General features: G+C 67.4%; 15 protein-coding genes. 5 read left to right on the top strand and 10 right to left on the bottom strand.

All coding sequences use genetic code 11. From position 1 onward, the window contains the following. Positions 1-119: 119 nt before the first annotated feature. Positions 120-2216, bottom strand: a complete 2097-nt coding sequence (locus tag ACTJJM_RS14895) for a prolyl oligopeptidase family serine peptidase (protein ID WP_262088744.1) — start codon at positions 2214-2216, stop codon at positions 120-122. Positions 2217-2285: 69 nt separating this feature from the next. Further along, positions 2286-2612, bottom strand: a complete 327-nt coding sequence (locus ACTJJM_RS14890) for a hypothetical protein (RefSeq protein ID WP_010481372.1) — start codon at positions 2610-2612, stop codon at positions 2286-2288. Positions 2613-2739: 127 nt separating this feature from the next. On the opposite strand from ACTJJM_RS14890, the gene ACTJJM_RS14885 reads away from it, so the two are divergent. Next, the gene (locus ACTJJM_RS14885; RefSeq protein WP_049452851.1) at positions 2740-3342 is read left to right on the top strand and encodes a lipocalin family protein; all 603 of its coding nucleotides are present in this window, start codon (positions 2740-2742) and stop codon (positions 3340-3342) included. 70 nt (positions 3343-3412) lie between these two features. Here the strand turns inward: ACTJJM_RS14885 and ACTJJM_RS14880 are convergent, their stop codons facing one another. The 3 genes from ACTJJM_RS14880 to ACTJJM_RS14870 all read right to left on the bottom strand — a co-directional run bounded on the left by ACTJJM_RS14880 (position 3413) and on the right by ACTJJM_RS14870 (position 6188). Continuing rightward, positions 3413-4102 (bottom strand): methionine ABC transporter permease, encoded by a 690-nt coding sequence (locus ACTJJM_RS14880; protein WP_005411104.1) that lies wholly within the window; start codon positions 4100-4102, stop codon positions 3413-3415. Further along, positions 4099-5106 carry a methionine ABC transporter ATP-binding protein gene (locus tag ACTJJM_RS14875; protein ID WP_010481369.1) on the bottom strand — a complete coding sequence of 336 codons (1008 nt, stop codon included), beginning with the start codon at positions 5104-5106 and terminating at the stop codon, positions 4099-4101. The genes ACTJJM_RS14880 and ACTJJM_RS14875 overlap by 4 nt, the downstream gene beginning before the upstream one ends. 185 nt (positions 5107-5291) lie before the next feature. Beyond that, on the bottom strand, positions 5292-6188 hold the full coding sequence (locus ACTJJM_RS14870) for a DMT family transporter (protein ID WP_010481368.1): 897 nt from the start codon (positions 6186-6188) through the stop codon (positions 5292-5294). A gap of 91 nt (positions 6189-6279) precedes the next feature. On the opposite strand from ACTJJM_RS14870, the gene ACTJJM_RS14865 reads away from it, so the two are divergent. Next, a complete protein-coding gene (locus ACTJJM_RS14865; protein WP_010481366.1) occupies positions 6280-6762 on the top strand; it encodes a YajQ family cyclic di-GMP-binding protein in 483 nt (160 codons plus the stop codon). A gap of 21 nt (positions 6763-6783) precedes the next feature. Here ACTJJM_RS14865 and ACTJJM_RS14860 read toward each other — a convergent pair whose 3' ends face one another. From ACTJJM_RS14860 to ACTJJM_RS14850, 3 genes are all read right to left on the bottom strand, one after another. Further along, positions 6784-7878, bottom strand: a complete 1095-nt coding sequence (locus tag ACTJJM_RS14860) for a helix-turn-helix domain-containing protein (protein WP_313412796.1) — start codon at positions 7876-7878, stop codon at positions 6784-6786. 374 nt (positions 7879-8252) lie between these two features. Continuing rightward, positions 8253-9380, bottom strand: coding sequence for an NAD(P)-dependent alcohol dehydrogenase (locus ACTJJM_RS14855; protein ID WP_043401040.1), 1128 nt, complete (start codon positions 9378-9380; stop codon positions 8253-8255). Positions 9381-9397: 17 nt separating this feature from the next. Next, positions 9398-10864 (bottom strand): benzaldehyde dehydrogenase, encoded by a 1467-nt coding sequence (locus tag ACTJJM_RS14850; protein ID WP_049411019.1) that lies wholly within the window; start codon positions 10862-10864, stop codon positions 9398-9400. A gap of 193 nt (positions 10865-11057) precedes the next feature. Here ACTJJM_RS14850 and ACTJJM_RS14845 point away from each other — a divergent pair, with 193 nt between their 5' ends. After that, complete coding sequence (locus tag ACTJJM_RS14845; protein ID WP_313311868.1) at positions 11058-11624, top strand: DUF1415 domain-containing protein; 567 nt, start codon at positions 11058-11060, stop codon at positions 11622-11624. Next, positions 11621-12424, top strand: coding sequence for an SDR family oxidoreductase (locus ACTJJM_RS14840; protein ID WP_019338850.1), 804 nt, complete (start codon positions 11621-11623; stop codon positions 12422-12424). Before ACTJJM_RS14845 ends, ACTJJM_RS14840 begins: the two co-directional genes overlap by 4 nt. Positions 12425-12506: 82 nt before the next feature. Here the strand turns inward: ACTJJM_RS14840 and ACTJJM_RS14835 are convergent, their stop codons facing one another. Continuing rightward, on the bottom strand, positions 12507-14537 hold the full coding sequence (locus ACTJJM_RS14835) for a M3 family metallopeptidase (RefSeq protein ID WP_440865786.1): 2031 nt from the start codon (positions 14535-14537) through the stop codon (positions 12507-12509). Positions 14538-14707: 170 nt separating this feature from the next. Here ACTJJM_RS14835 and ACTJJM_RS14830 point away from each other — a divergent pair, with 170 nt between their 5' ends. After that, positions 14708-15112 carry a hypothetical protein gene (locus tag ACTJJM_RS14830; protein WP_010481352.1) on the top strand — a complete coding sequence of 135 codons (405 nt, stop codon included), beginning with the start codon at positions 14708-14710 and terminating at the stop codon, positions 15110-15112. Positions 15113-15160: 48 nt separating this feature from the next. Here the strand turns inward: ACTJJM_RS14830 and ACTJJM_RS14825 are convergent, their stop codons facing one another. Beyond that, the gene (locus ACTJJM_RS14825; protein WP_010481349.1) at positions 15161-16273 is read right to left on the bottom strand and encodes a PLP-dependent cysteine synthase family protein; all 1113 of its coding nucleotides are present in this window, start codon (positions 16271-16273) and stop codon (positions 15161-15163) included. Positions 16274-16331: the final 58 nt, after the last annotated feature.

The following is a 16331-nucleotide window of genomic DNA, read 5'->3' as shown; positions in this document are numbered from 1 at the left end:
GCCGGGCCATGCCCGGCGAGCGCGCAGCGCGGCAAAGGAGCCGCCGGGCATGGCCCGGCGCTACCGTTCAACGAATGCCCAACGAAAAACGCCGCCCGAGGGCGGCGTTTTTCATTTCATCATTTACCGCCCAACCGCTCCCACAGGAAGCTGTAGGCCAGCGCCGACATGTGTGCGGCCTGCGCGTTGTTGGCTGCACCGCCGTGGCCACCTTCGATGTTCTCGTAGTAGGTCACGTCCTTGCCGGCGTCGATCATCTTCGCCGCCATCTTGCGGGCGTGGCCCGGGTGCACGCGGTCATCGCGGGTGGAGGTGGTGAACAGCACCGGCGGGTAGTTCTTCTTCGCGTTGAACAGGTGATACGGCGAGAAGGTCTTGATGAACTCCCAGTCGCTGGTATCCGGGTTGCCGTACTCGGCCATCCACGAGGCACCGGCCAGCAGATGGCTGTAGCGCTTCATGTCCAGCAGCGGCACCTGCACCACCACCGCACCGAACAGTTCCGGGTACTGGGTCAGCATGTTGCCGGTCAGCAGGCCACCGTTGCTGCCGCCCTGCACGCCCAGGTGCTTGGCGCTGGTGATCTTGCGCTTGACCAGATCGCGCGCCACCGCGGCCATGTCTTCATAGGCCTTGTGACGGTTCTGCTTCAGCGCTGCCTGGTGCCAGCGCGGGCCGTACTCGCCACCACCACGGATGTTGGCGACCACGTACACGCCGCCCTTCTCCAGCCAGGCGCGGCCCATGCCACCGGAGTAGTTCGGGGTCAGCGAGATCTCGAAACCACCGTAGCCGTACAGCAGGGTCGGGTTGGAGCCATCCAGCTTCATCGCCTTGTCGTGCACCACGAAGTACGGCACGCGGGTGCCGTCCTTGCTGGTGGCGAAGTGCTGCTCGATCACCTTGCCCTTGGCATCAAAGAAGGCCGGCATGGTCTTCAGCGTTTCCGGCGCCTGGCCGATCTCGGCCAGTGCCAGCGTGGTCGGGGTCAGGTAGTCGGTAGCGGTCAGCCACACCGCGTCGCTGTCGTTGCTGTCCACCGCGGCCACGCCCAGCGTGCCAAAGGCCGGCGCGCCGACGAAACGGCTGGTCTGCCAACCATCGGCGCCCGGGGTCAGCACCGACAGGCGGTTCTTGACGTCATCCAGCACGTTCAGCACCAGATGGCTCTTGGTCCAGGTGGCGCTGGCCAGCGAGGTGGTCGCGGTCGGGGTGAACAGCACCTCGAAGTCGCGCTTGCCCGCCAGGAAGTCATCCAGCTTGGTGGCCAGCAGCGAACCGGAGGCATAGGTCTTGCCGCCCACGGTCCACGGGTCGCGCAGCTCCAGGGTCAGCCACTGCTTGTGCAGGCCCTTCTCGGCCGAGTTCGGCGCATCAATCTTGGTCAGCGTGCCGTCGTCGCCGCGCAGGTAGATCTCGTTGTTGTAGAAGGCCAGGGTGCGGCTGACCAGGTTGCGCTCGAAGCCCGGGGTGTCATCGTGCATCGCCGCGATGTACATGTCTTCCGGCTTGCCTTCGTACACGGCCGTGGCCGAGGCCATCGGCGTGCCGCGCTTCCACAGCTTGGCCACGCGCGGGTAGCCGGAGGTGGTCATCGAACCGGTACCGAAGTCGGTGTAGACGAACACCGTATCGCGATCGATCCAGCTGAGGCCGCCCTTCGACTCCGGACGGAAGAAGCCGTCCTTGATCCAGCTCTTGTTGGACAGGTCGAATTCGCGGGTGACATCGGCGTCGGCGCCACCGCGCGACAGCGCGATCAGGCAGCGGCTGTAGTCCGGACGCAGGCAGTCAGCACCGTGCCAGACCCAGTTCTCGCCTTCGGCCTTGTTCAACGCATCCAGGTCAAGCACGGTTTCCCACTGCGGCGAGGCCTTGCGGTACTCGGCCAGGGTGGTGCGGCGCCACAGGCCACGCTCGTGCTGCTGGTCCTTCCAGAAGTTGTAGTAGTAGTCGCCGATCTTCTGCACGCCGGGAATCTTGGCATCGGAGTCGAGCACCTCGCGGATGCTGGTCTCCATCTGCTTGAAGGCCGGGGTCTGCGCCAGGCGCGCCTCGGACTTGGCGTTCTGTTCCTTGACCCAGGTCAGCGGCTTGTCGCCGGTGACGTCTTCGAGCCAGGCGTAACGGTCGGTGTCTTCAGCGGCCACGGCGGTCCCCACCGAGGCAGCGGTCATCATGCCGGCCAGCAGGCAGGCGGAAGCGAGTCGTGACATTGCAGCTCCAGGCAGTCATAAGCCTTGGAACGCTAGCACGGAATGTCGCGGTCTCCCCCGTGTCGAAGGTCAGGCCGTGGCCGCGGGGCTGCGCCGGCCACGGGTCGTGCCGCCGGTGCGGCGACGGGCCTGTCCACCGGTACGCCGGGCCAGCCGCAGCCACGACAGTCCAGGCAGCGGGAAGCGCAGCAACGCCCACCAGGCCACCAGCGGCATGCCCACCAGCCACATCGGCAGCCAGCCCAGCCAGGCGTTGCTGCCGCGCGCGGCTGGCCAGACCAGCACCAGTGCCAGGCCGGCCAGCGCCACCTGCTGCACGCTGCGCAGCAGGCGTGGATCGGCGCGTTCAATGATGACGCGTTCAGTTGCAGGGCGGCGAACGGAACGTGCGTACATGGGGCTTCTCCGGTGGACAATGCAACACAGTTTGGGCAAGGCCCTTCTCACAGGTTGCGACACCATTGACGGATCGCGTGCACACAGTCGACCATGCGCGTGCAAGCCCACTGGAGCCCGCTCCCGCATGACTTCGATCCGCCCGCTCTGCGCCGCGCTGCTGGCCCTTTCCCTGGCCGGCCCCGCCGTGGCCGCCAGTGAGCCGCCGTCGCCCCGTACCAGTGCCTCTGGTGCAGCTGCCCTGGACGCACCGATCGACCTGAAGCGCTTCATGGGCACCTGGTATGTGATCGGCCGCGTGCCGAACTTCATCGAACGTGGCCATGTCGCCAGCGTCAACGAGTACGAGCTGCGCGACGCGCACAAGGTCGGCATCACCTACCGCTACCGTGATGGCTTCGGCGAACCGCTGCAGGAAGTGCGTGCCCGCGCCAACGTCGACCCGGACAGCGGCAACCACGGCTGGCGCACCTGGTTCTACCGCGTCGTGCCGACCCATTCGCGGGTGCTGGAAGTGGCGCCGGATTACTCGTGGGCGCTGATCGGCTACCCCGGCCGCGAAATGGCCTGGATCTTCTCGCGCACGCCGGACATGGACAAGGCGCTGTACAAGGAGCTGGCCGAACGCCTGCGCGACGAGTACGGCGTGAACACCGACAAGCTCAAGCGCGTACCGCAGCACCCGGAACAGGTCGGGAAGCTGGGCTACGAAGTGCCGAACGTGCGTTGATCGCACGTGGGATTGCCGGCCAGCGGCCGGCACTACCCGAACGAGATGCCGGGCGCCGCCCGGCATTCTGTTATCTGCGGCTGTAATGCGCGACCAGGCGGTCGCCGAGCATCTGCAGCAGCTGCACCAGGATCAGCAGCAGGACCACGGTGACCAGGGCCACATCGGTGTGCGAGCGCTGGTAGCCGTCGCGGAAGGCCAGGTCGCCAAGGCCACCGGAGCCGATCGCACCGCCCATCGCGGTGAAACCAATCAGCGCTACCGTGGTGACCGTCGCACCGGCAATCAGGCCGGGGCGCGCTTCGGGCAGCAGCACGCGGGTGACCAGCTGCCAAGTGGTGGCACCCATCGCCTGGGTCGCCTCGATCACGCCCCGGTCGACTTCACGCAGCGCGGTCTCGACCAGGCGCGCATAGAACGGTGCAGCACCGATCACCAGCGGCACGATCGCACCGCGTACACCCAGCGACGTCCCCATCAGGAACAGCGTGACCGGAATCAGCACGATCATCAGGATGATGAAAGGCACCGAGCGCAGCAGGTTCACCACCAGCGCCAGCACGCCATAGGCGAACGGCCGGCGCTTCATCTGCGGCGCGCCGAACAGATACAGCAGCACGCCCAGGGGCAGGCCGATGGCCAGGGTCAGCGGCAGCGAACCGAGCAGCATCAGCAGGGTGTCGATGGTGGCCTGGCCGATGTCGGCCCACTTGCCCGCATCCAGGTGACGGAAGAAGCCGCCGGCAGTAGCGATGATCATCGACGCAGCTCCTCAACATGCACGCCGGCGGCCACGAACGCGGCCTGCGCGGCGGACTGGTCGCCGCCCACCAGGGCGACCACCAGCTGGCCATACGGGGTGTCCTTGATCCGGTCGATACGGCCGGACAGGATGTTGTAGTCGACCCCGGTCTGGCGCGCGACGCTGCCGAGCAGGGGTTCGTAGGTGTCGCCGCCGAGGAAGGTCAGGCGCACGATGCGGCCGCCCACCACGTCGAAATCGCGGTGCAGCGCGCCCTCGTCCACATGCTCCGATTCGCTGACGAAACGGCGCGTGGTCGGGTGCTGCGGGTGCAGGAACACGCGGGTGACCGGCCCGGTCTCGACCATCTGGCCGGCGTCGAGCACGGCCACGCGGTCGCACACACGGCGGATCACATCCATCTCGTGGGTGATCAGCACGATGGTCAGGCCCAGCTCGCGATTGATCTTCGACAGCAGCGACAGCACCGAGGCCGTGGTCTGCGGGTCGAGCGCACTGGTCGCCTCATCGCACAGCAGGATCTGCGGGCGGGTCGCCAGCGCGCGGGCGATGCCGACGCGCTGCTTCTGACCACCGGACAGCTGCGCCGGGTACTTCTGCGCGTGCGCCTCCAGGCCCACGGTCTGCAGCAACTCGGCCACGCGCGCGTCGATCTCCGCCTTCGGTGTGCCGGCCAGCTCCAGCGGGAAGGCGACATTGCCGGCCACCGTGCGCGAGGACAGCAGGTTGAAGTGCTGGAAGATCATGCCGATGCGCCGGCGCAGTGCGCGCAGGCCGTCCGCATCCAGTGCGGTGACATCCTCGCCACCGATCAGCAGGCGACCACCGCTGGGCTCTTCCAGGCGGTTGATCATGCGGATCAGGGTCGACTTGCCGGCGCCGGAATGGCCGATGATGCCGAAGACCTCACCGGCCTCGATGGTCAGGTCCAGCGGCTGCAGCGCGCTGACTTCGCGGCCGGCAACGGCATAGGATTTGTGCAGGCGCTGGAACTCGATCACGGGCGTGGCTCACCGGCTGGGTGACGGAAGGGGGCGTGCAGCCTACCAGCGCAGGCGGTCGCGCGCCCGCGCCATGGGCCAGAATGTTATTCCTTTTGGTTCTAAGTCGCCCGCGCCGACGCATTGGCTGGGGTTAGAGCCCCTGCGGGGACCCGACCCCGGGGTCGGATCCTGGCCCAACCGGCTCAGGGGTGATCCAGCGGCTTCGGCGGCTCCTGCCGGTTCACCCGCTCGCGGTGCAGCAGGTACAGCCCCGAAGCCACGATGATCGCCGCGCCCACCCAGGTATAGCCATCAGGCAGCTGGCCCCAGAAGGCCAGGTCCCAGCCAATCACCCAGACCAGCCCGCTGTACTCCAGCGGCGCGATCATCGAGGCCTCGCCCAGCTGGAAGGCCTTGGTCAGGGCGATCTGGCCCAGTGCCCCGGCCAGTCCCATGCCGGCGATCAGCGGGGCATGTGCCAGCTGCAGCGGCACCCAACCGGGAATGGACAGCAGCCCGGCACCGATGGCCATGATCACCAGGAACCAGACCACCATCGACTGCGAGGTATCGGTGCGGGTCAGCAGGCTGACCGTGATCGCGGCCACGGCATAGGCGGTGGCCGCAGCAAGCACCATCAGCCCCGGCACCGAGATGAAGCCATCCACGCCCGGCCGCAGCACCACCAGCACGCCCACCAGGCCGATGCCGATGGCAACCCAGCGCCGCGGCCCGACCCGTTCACCGAGCAGCGGCACCGAGAGTGCAGCGATCAACAACGGGGCGACGAAATAGATGGTGTAGGCGGTGGACAGCGGCAGGTCGCGCAGGGCGAACACGAAGCAGCCGATCATCGCCATGCCCAGCCCGCCACGCAGCAGGTGCAGGCCCCAGCGGCGCGGGATCAGCGAGCGCGGGCCGGCGCTGACCAGCACCCACACCAGCACGAACGGCAACGAGGCCGCACCACGCAGGAAAGTCACTTCCAGCGTGGGATAGCTGGCCGACAGCTGCTTCATGCCAGCGTCCATCAGCGAGAAACAGGCGACCGCCGCGACCATCCAGGCCACCGCGCGCGAAGGGGAGCGTTGCACGTTCATGGCCCATTATCGCCGACCGCGCGCCCCGCCGGGCGCCGGGCATGGGCGCCGCGATAGAATGGCGGCCACTGAATTCCGCGGAGCCACGCCCATGCCTTCCTTCGACGTCGTGTCCGAAGTCGACACCCACGAGCTGACCAACGCCATCGACCAGGCCAACCGCGAACTGGCCACCCGCTTCGACTTCAAGGGCGTGGACGCCAAGTTCGAGCGCGATGGCGATGTCATCAACCAGACTGCGCCGACCGAGTTCCAGCTCAAGCAGATGAACGACATCCTGCGTGCCCGCCTGGCCGCGCGCGGCATCGATGTGCTCAGCCTGGAGTTCGGCGACATCGAGACCAACCTGGCCCAGGCCCGGCAGAAGATCACCGTCAAGCAGGGCATCGAGCAGAAGATCGCCAAGAAGATCGCTGCCGCGCTGAAGGAAGCCAAGCTGAAGGTCGAAAGCCAGATCAACGGCGACAAGCTGCGCGTGCAGGGCAAGAAGCGCGACGACCTGCAGGACGCCATTGCCGTACTCAAGGCAGGCAAGTTCGAGCTGCCGCTGCAGTTCAACAATTTCCGCGATTGATCTGCCCGGCGGGCTGCAACGTCAACCGCGCAGCAGCTTGTACAGCGTAGTACGCGAGATGCCCAGCTGGCGAGCGGCCAGGCTCAGATTGCCGTCCGCCGCCTGCGCCGCACGGCGCGCCGCTTCACGCTGCTGATCACGCAGCAGCGGTGCATTCATCGTCGCCGCTGGAGGGCTTTGCGCGCTGCGGCCAGCGACCTTGCGCGGCGCCTGCAGGTGCTGCAGGTAAACCGCACTGCCCTCGCCTACCCGCACCCGATGCGGCGCCCCGGGTTGCAGCAGGCGCCGCCGCTGCGCGGCACTGGCGCCGGCAAACACGCTTTCCAGGTTCAACAACGGCAATGGCCCCCGACGCGGCAGGCCCAGCAGGCGCCGCGCAACACGGTTGGCCGCGCGCAGCTGGCCATCCTCCTGCACCGCCAGCAGCCCCTGCAATGGCGACGCCAGCCAGCGCGGATCATGCTGCAGCGCCAGCAGGTGCACGTCGGCAAGCGCGTGGAACAACCGGTTCTCGCTGGCCAGCGCGGCCTGCCGGAAGTAGCCCTGCAGCAACGAGGGATCGCGCTCACCCAGGCCGGTGATATCGATCACCCCGCATACCTGCCCCTCAAGATCATGCAGCGGCTCGCTGAGGCAGAACACCGGCGCAAAGCGCTGCAGGTAGTGCTCGTTGCCGCGTACCAGCGCCGGCACATCGTCAGCCAGGCTCACCGCCGGGGCGGTAGTACCGATCTCCGTCTCCCCCAGTCGCCGACCGATCTGGATCGGTCGCAGCAGGGGCGCATCTTCCAGGCCATGGGCCTGTTGCGCGATCACCACGCCTTCGCGATTGGCGCAGAACATCGTCCATCCACGCCCACCAAAGGCGGCCCACAACTGTTCCAGCTCCGGCCGCACGCAGCGCGCCAGCCGGCGGTCGCCGGGATCGGAAAGATGCCGGCCATCACCCAGCAGCGGACGGTAGTCCGGCTCCTGCCCGGGCAGCAGGCCCGCCGCGCGCGAACGCAGCCATGACTGCTGCAGCGGCAGCGGCAACACGCCCAATGAGCGCGCATCGCCCTCGGCGAAAGCGGCACGTGCCGCCACCAGTTGTTGCTGCCCGACTGTCGTGGCCATCATGGACGCAGCGTACACCCGCCAGCGGCAACGCCACGTTACGTTCCGACAACGGAATGTTTCCGCCAGCGGTTCAAACAAGGGGTCAAACAAGGGGTCAGAGCCGTTTCCCTTTGGAAAACGGATCCGACCCCGTGCCGACCAACGGTCGGCATCCACCAACAGCAGCGGGAAATTGTCGCAGGCGGGGTGGGTCCGGTTGCGGGGGCGTGAGCGCCATGGATGGCGCGACCGAACTTACATGGACGTACTTGCAGCGGCCCCCGCAACCGGACCCACTCCGCCAACCTCAAGAATCCAGCTTCTGCTGTTGCTCTGGCGTTTGTCATTGCTTCGGCGGGTGAAGGGCGCAGCCCTGCAACCCCACCCTCTGCTCAGGCCGCGATGCGCAGGATCGGCTTGAGCGTGATTCCCTTCGTACTGTCCTCCGCCGCCTGGTTGATCTGTTCCAGCGGGTAGAACTTCACCAGCTTGTCGAACGGGAAGCGGCCCTGCAGGAACAGCGTGACCAGCTGCGGAATGAACACCTGCGGCACGCTGTCGCCTTCCACGATGCCGCGGATGCTGCGACCACCAAGCAGCAGGTTGTTCACATCGAAACTGGCGGTGGTGCCCAGCTTCGGTGCGCCGACCACGCCCATCATGCCCAAGCCGCCCAGCGCCTCGATACCCGCCGACAGCACCTCGGGGCGACCGGTCGATTCCAGCGCGAAGTCCGCACCACCGCCGGTGATCGCGCGTACGGCCTCGATCACGTCGGTCTCGCGGCTGTTCACCACGTGGGTGGCGCCCAGTTCCAGCGCGAGCTCCAGCCGCGAGGGCACTACGTCGATGGCGATGATGGTGGTGGCACCGGCCACCTTCGCCGCCATCACCGCACTCAGGCCCACCGCGCCGGCACCGTAGCTGGCGAAACTGCTGCCCGAGCGCACCTGCAGCGAATTGAGCACCGCACCGGCACCGGTCTGGATGCCGCAGCCCAGCGGGCCCAGCAGTTCCAGCGGCGCATCGTCGGGTACCTTGATCGCGTTGATCTCGCGCGCGATGGCGAAGGTGGCAAACGAAGACTGCGCGAAGAAATGGTCGTGCAGCGGCTGACCCTGCGCATCGGTGATCGCGGTATGGCCGTGGCCATCGTCGCCACCAAAGTTCAGCGCAAAGAAGTCCTTGCAGTAGGCACCGTGGCCGCCCCGGCAGGGATTGCAGTGACCGCAGGCGCCATAGGTCAGCACCACATGGTCGCCCACCTTGAGGTCGCGCACGTTCGGGCCCACCGCCTCAACGATGCCAGCCCCCTCATGGCCGAGCACTGCCGGCAGCGGCACCGGGTAGTACTGGTCGCGCACGATCAGGTCGGTGTGGCACAGGCCCGTCGCCACCACCTTCACCAATACCTCGTCGTCCTGCGGGCCACGCAGCCGGGCCTGCTCGATGACGAAGGGCTGTTCTTTGCCGCGGACCACGGCGGCGGTGATCTCGTGGGTTGTGGTCTTGTCGTTCATCGTGATGGCTCCTTCGATCAGATCGGGTAAGCGGGCGCTTCGCCCTTGACGGTCAACCACTGCCACTGGGTGAACTCTTCCCCGTTGGCGGGGCCACCGATGCTGGTGCCGTTGCCGGACGCACCGACGCCGCCGAAGGGATTGATCACCTCGTCATTCACGGTCTGGTCGTTGATGTGCAGCAGGCCGGTACGCAGGCGCTCGCCGATCTTCAGCGCGCGGCCGACGTTGCTGGACACGATCGCCATCGACAGCCCGTACTCGCTGTCGTTGGCCAGGCGCACGGCATCGTCGTCATCGTCGAACGGCACGACCACCGCCACTGGCGCGAAGATCTCTTCGTTGAAGGCTGGATTGTCGGCAGAGACGTTGCCAAGCACGGTCGGCGCGAAGAACAGATCGCGGTGCGTACCGCCTGCCTCCAGCGAAGCACCGGCCTGCAGCGCCTGCTCGACCACGCGCGCGGCGTGGTCACGCTGGCCGGCATTGATCAGCGGGCCGATGGCCACCTCTTCGCGTGCCGGATCCCCCACCTTCAGCGAATTGGCCTTGGCCACCAGCTTCTGCAGGAATGCGTCATGGATCTTCCGCTGCACCAGCACGCGGCCGGTCGCCATGCAGATCTGGCCCTGGTGCAGGTAGACGCCCCACGCGGTGTTGGCCACCGCCAGGTCGAGGTCGGCATCGTCGAGAATGATCAGCGAGTTCTTGCCGCCCAGCTCCAGCGAGACCTTCTTCAGGTGCTTGCCCGCCGCTTCGCCGACCTTGCGTCCAGCGGCGGTGGAACCGGTGAACTGGATCATCGCCACGTGCGGATCGCTGGTCAGCGCTGCACCGGCCGCGCCATCGCCGGGCAGCATGTGCAGCACGCCGGCCGGCAGACCGGCCTGTTCGAACAGGCGTGCGATCACCGCGCCGCCGCACACCGCCGTGCGCGGGTCCGGCTTGAGCACCACTGCATTGCCCAGCGCGATGGCCGGCGCCACCGCGCGCATGGCCAGGTACAGCGGGAAGTTGAAGGGCGAGATGACGCCGACCACGCCCAGCGGCCGGCGTCGCGCCAGGTTCAGCCGACCCGGCTCGGAGGGCAGGATCTCGCCGGTGCTGCGCGACGGTAGCGCCGCAGCTTCGTGCAGCGCCTTGATCGTCACCTTCGCTTCGAAGCCGGCCTTGAGCCGTGTCGAGCCGCTTTCGCGCACCAGCCACTCCACCAGGGTGTCGATGTGTTCCTCGGCCAGGCGTGCCGCGTTGCGCAGCACCTCCGCGCGCTGCTCGTAAGGCGCTGACGCCCACGCCTGTTGCGCCTGTGCAGCGGCCGCCGCCGAACGCGCTACCTGCGCCGGGTCGGCCAGGCCGATTTCGCCGAGGGTGTTGCCGGTGGCCGGCTCGATCACCGGCTGCCGTTGCTCGGCCGCCTGCCAATGACCATCGAAGAAGGCGCCGGCCCAAAGGGCATCCGGCAGCCACGGGGAAGATGCAGTCATGGGTGTCCTCCTGTGTCGTGCGTCCATTCCACGCCCGCCGTCCGCGACAGGCAATCGGCCATCCAGCGGTCGCCCGCAAGGGCTTGAATCGGCGGGAATTTCCAGCATGGCGACTGTCCAGTTCCTGCACAGTGAACAGCGCGGCAGCGGCACACTGCCTACAATGTCCGCCCCGCCAGCCGACGTGCCCGCCATGACCGACACCCACCTGCCCACCGATGACCCGATCGCCGCCACCCGCCTGTGGCTGGAGCGCATCGTCATCGGCCTGAACCTGTGCCCGTTCGCCAAGGCGGTGTACGTGAAGGACCAGGTCCGTTTCGTGCTCAGTGATGCGACCACGCCCGAAGCGCTGGTCGAACAGCTGGCCGAGGAGCTGGTGCTGCTGCGCGATACGCCGGCCGAGCAGATCGACACGACGCTGATCGTGCATCCGCAGGTGCTGACCGACTTCCTCGACTACAACGATTTCCTCGACAACGCCGACGCGGCAATCGAAGCGCTGGAGCTGCAGGGCATCCTGCAGGTGGCGAGCTTCCATCCGGACTACCAGTTCGAAGGCGTGGCCGCCAACGACGCCAGCAACTACACCAACCGTGCGCCCTTCCCCACCCTGCACCTGCTGCGCGAGGACAGCGTGGCACGCGCGGTGGACGTCTATCCGGACCCGGACGTGATCGTCGAGCGCAACATCCAGACCCTGGACCGCATCGGCGTGGACGGCTGGCATCGCCGCCTGCGTGGCGAAGACCTGACGTGAGCACGGTGCCGCCGATTGCCGCATGGCCGGCCGCGCCGCTGTCGGGCAAGGTGGCGCTGATCACCGGGGGCGCCAACGGTATCGGTCGCGGTATTGCCCAGGCCGTGCTCGGTGCCGGGGGCCGCGTGCTGATCGGCGACCTGGACGTGGAGGCCGGCGAGGCGTGCCTGGCGGAATGGCAGCGCGGTGATGACGCCGCGTTCCAGCGCCTGGACATCACCGACGAAGCCAGCGTGCGCGACTTCATCGCCGTGGCGCTGCAGCGTTTCGGCCGCATCGACGGACTGGTCAACAACGCGGGCATCGCCGGCCCGCACGGCACGCGGCTGCAGGACATGGCGTGGGATGAGTGGCAGCGCCGGCTGTCCTCGCTGCACGGCGCGTTCCTGTGCAGCAAGCATGCATTGCCCGCGCTGACCGCCAGCGCTGCCGGTGCGATCATCAACATCGCCTCCACCCGCGCCTGGCAATCCGAAGCACATAGCGAAGCCTATGCCGCGGCCAAGGGCGGACTGGTGGCCTTTACCCATGCGCTGGCGATCAGCAGCGGCCCGGCGGTGCGGGTGAACAGCATCAGCCCTGGCTGGATCGGCACCACTGCGTGGCAGGCACCCTCACGGCGTCATGAGCCTGAGTACTCGGCCATCGACCATGCGCAGCACCCGGTCGGCCGGGTCGGCCAGCCCGAGGACATCGGCGCGTTGGCGGTGTACCTGCTGTCGTCACTGTCCGGCTTCACCACCGGCCAGGACTTCGTCGTCGACGGCGGCATGACCCGGAAGATGATCTACGCCGAATAAGCACCGCTTTCCGGTGGGTGCGGACCTTGGTCCGCACCATTGCCAGGAAGTGCCAACCAAGGTTGGCACCTACCAGAGCGGTTTACGCCATGCCCGAATGGCGCAGCAGCGCGTCGATCTGCGGTGCGCGGCCGCGGAAGGCCTTGAAGTTCTCCGCCGCCGGGCGGCTGCCACCCCGCGACAGGATCTCATCGCGGAAGCGTGCACCGTTTTCCGCGAGCGCCTGCGGCGCTTCCTCGAACGCGGCGTAGGCATCGGCGCTCAGCACCTCGGCCCACTTGTAGCTGTAGTAGCCGGCCGCATAGCCCCCCGCGAAGATGTGGCTGAACTGGTGCGGGAAGCGGTTCCAGGCCGGCGGATGGTTCACCGCTACCTCCGCGCGCACCCGATCAAGCAGCGCCAGCACGCTGTCCTGCGCCGGTTCGAACTGGCTGTGCAGCAGCATGTCGAACAGGCCGAACTCCAGCTGGCGCACGGTCGCCATGCCGCTATGGAAGTTGCGTGCAGCCAGCATGCGTTCGTACAGCGCGCGTGGCAGCGGCTCGCCACTGTCCACATGCGCGGTCATCGCCTGCAGGTGCTCCCATTCCCAGCAGAAGTTCTCCATGAACTGGCTCGGCAGCTCGACCGCGTCCCACTCCACGCCGTTGATGCCGGCCACGCCCAGCTCGCCGATGCGGGTCAGCAGCTGGTGCAGGCCATGGCCCATCTCATGGAACAGCGTGGTCACTTCGTTGTGGCTGAAGGTAGCCGGCTTGCCATTGGCACCGCGACCGAAGTTGCACACCAGGTAGACCAGCGGCGTCTGCACACTGCCGTCCGCGCGCACGCGGCGGTTGCGGCAATCGTCCATCCACGCGCCACCACGCTTGCCTTCGCGCGCGTACAGGTCCAGGTAGAACTGGCCAACCAGTGCACCCTGCGCATCGACCAGACGGAAGAAGCGCACATCCTCGTGCCACACTGGCGCGCTGTCCTCCTGCACACGCAGGCCGTACAGCTGCTCGATCACCGAGAACAGGCCGCCCAGCACCTTCGGTTCGGTGAAATACTGCTTCACTTCCTGCTCGGAATAGCTGTAACGCGCCTGCTTCAGGCGATCGGCGGCGAACGCCAGGTCCCAGGCCTGCAGCTGCTCGATACCCAGTTGCTCGCGCGCGAACTGCTCCAGCTCGGCACGGTCCTTGGCCGCGAACGGTTTGGCGCGCGAGGCCAGGTCACGCAGGAAACCGAGCACTTCGGCCGGGTCCTGCGCCATCTTGGTCGCCACCGAATAATCACCATACGAACCGAAGCCGAGCAGCGCGGCCAGTTCCGCGCGCAGGGCCAGGATGCGGTCGATGTTGCCGCTGTTGTCCAGCGCGTCGTCGCCGAACTCGGACGCACGCTGCGCACTGGCGCGGTACAGGATCTCGCGCAGGTCGCGGTCCTCGCCCCAGGTCTGCACCGGCAGGTAGCACGGCATCTGCAGGGTCAGTTTCCAGCCGGCCTTGCCATCCTTCTGTGCTGCGGCATGCGCGGCGGCCTTCACATCTTCCGGCAGGCCCCTCAGTCGCGCTTCGTCCTCGATGATCAGCGACCACGCATCGGTAGCGTCCAGCACGTTCTGCGAGAACTTCGCCGACAGTGCCGACAGCTCCTCCTTGATCGCCGCGAAGCGCTGCTGCGCCTCCGGCGCCAGCTCGGCACCACCGAGGCGGAAATCACGCAGGGTGTTGTCCAGCACCTTGCGCTGGGATTCGTCAAAGCCTGCGGCTTCCGGGCTGTCGGCCAGCGTCTGGTACTGCCGGTACAACGCCAGGTTCTGGCCCAGCGCGCTGGCGAAGCGGGTCACCCGTGGCAGGTTGCTGTTGTAGGCCTCACGCAGTTCCGGGGTGTTGACCACGCCCTGCAGGTGGCCGACCAGGCCCCAGGCACGCCACAGCCGCTCGGTGGCATCGTCCAGCGGGGCAACGAAGGTCTGCCAGGTGACCGGCTGCACCTGCTCGGCCGCGCTGACGGCGGCTTCGGCCGCGGCCAGCAGCACGTCCAGCGCCGGCGCCACGTGCTCGGGGCGGATGGCCTCGAAGCGCGGCAGGCCGGAAAAATCGAGCAGGGGGTTGGCAACGGTCACGGCAGATCTCCAGGGTACGGGCCCGGCAGGCGGGCAGCCCAGTAGATATGGCGCTAGCAGGCGGGGCTGACAAGGGGGCGCGGCCCGGTATTCACGTCGGCCTTACGGTCGCGGTTCGAAGCTCTGGCTGCGGGGGAGTCCGCAGCGGTACGCACCGAACGAGGCCCTACATGGAAGGTCTGGCTGCAGTTGCATCCGCCTCACCGGCCCGGTCACTGGCATTGTCCGCCAGCCCGGCCGAACTGACCTGGATCGCCGCATTGTGCGATGCCGACGACGACGCCCCGCGTCACCTGCAGCAATTGCAGGCTGTGCTGCAGCAGGGCGGCACGTTCAGCGATGCCCAGGAGTGGTACCCGTTCGAAGTGATCGAACGCGGCGCCAGCCAGCTGCGGCTGGGCCATGAGCGCGAGTTCGTGATCTGCGTGCTGCTGTGGCTGCAGGCGCTGGCCCAAGGCCGCGCCAGCATGCTGGACCCGAGCCTGCACCTGGATGATCGCGCGATGGACATCGAGGCCTTGCCCGATGCGCTGCGTGATGCGGTGCTGGATGCGTTCACCGCGGCGGGGTATTGAGACGCCCTCGTGATCGCCGGGCGTGGCCCGGCGACAACGTCGACCGACCTACAGCGCCTCCAGGCTGCACCACGGCAGTTCCGGCAACCCCTGCCCGGCCACTGCGGCGGCCAGCTGTGCATCGGCGCCCTCAACATCAATGCCCTGCCGCGCGTACCATGCCGGGTCGTAGTAACTCTGCGCGTAACGCTCGCCGCTGTCGCACAGAATGCTGACGATGCTGCCCTGATGGCCCGCCTCGCGCATCCACTGCGCGGCCTGCAGCACACCAATGAAGTTGGTGCCGGTGGAGCCACCGACGCGGCGGCCGAGCTGGCGGCTGACATGGCGCATCGCGGCCAGGCTCAGCGCGTCGGGCACCTTCACCATCGCATCCACACTGGTCGGGATGAAGCTCGGCTCCACCCGCGGCCGGCCGATGCCTTCCACGCGCGAACCGCCGCTGCAGGTCAGGCCACGCCAGTCCTGCTCACCGGCCACGGCGGACTGGTATCCGTCGAAGAACACCGATACTTCCGGGTCTGCACAGAGGATGCGGGTGTCATGCCGGCGGTAGCTGACATAGCGGCCCAGCGTCGCTGCGGTACCGCCGGTGCCGGGGCTGCACACGATCCATTCCGGAACCGGGCTCGGCTCTTCCGCCATCTGCTTGAAGATGGACTCGGCGATGTTGTTGTTGGCCCGCCAGTCGGTGGCGCGCTCGGCATAGGTGAACTGGTCCATGAAGTGGCCGCCGGTTTCACGGGCCAGCTTCTCCGATTCACCGTTGAGGTCGCAGGCACGCTCGACCAGATGGCAGCGACCGCCATGGAATTCGATCGCCGCGATCTTCTCCGGCGAGGTCGTGGCCGGGATCACCGCAATGAACGGCAAACCGAGCAGTCGCGCGAAATAGGCTTCGGAGACAGCGGTCGAGCCGCTGGACGCCTCGATCACCGGTCGCCCTTCGCGCAGCCAGCCATTGGCCAGCGCATACAGGAACAGCGAGCGCGCCAGCCGGTGCTTGAGGCTGCCGGTGGGATGGCTCGACTCATCCTTCAGGTACAGGTCGATGCCCTCGAACCCGGGCAGCGCCAACGGGATCAGGTGGGTATCGGCGGAACGGTTGAAATCGGCTTCGATCTTGCGGATGGCGGCGGCCACCCATTCACGCTGCGACATGGCGGGCAATCGTTGTCAGGACGGAACGGTGCGATCCCCCCATTGTACGTCGCGGTGC

It is taken from the genome of Stenotrophomonas sp. 22692 (genome assembly GCF_052045015.1).
GTDB lineage: Bacteria > Pseudomonadota > Gammaproteobacteria > Xanthomonadales > Xanthomonadaceae > Stenotrophomonas > Stenotrophomonas geniculata.
The sequence above is the reverse complement of the archived record's forward strand: the minus strand, read 5'-3'. Positions and strand labels throughout refer to the sequence as shown.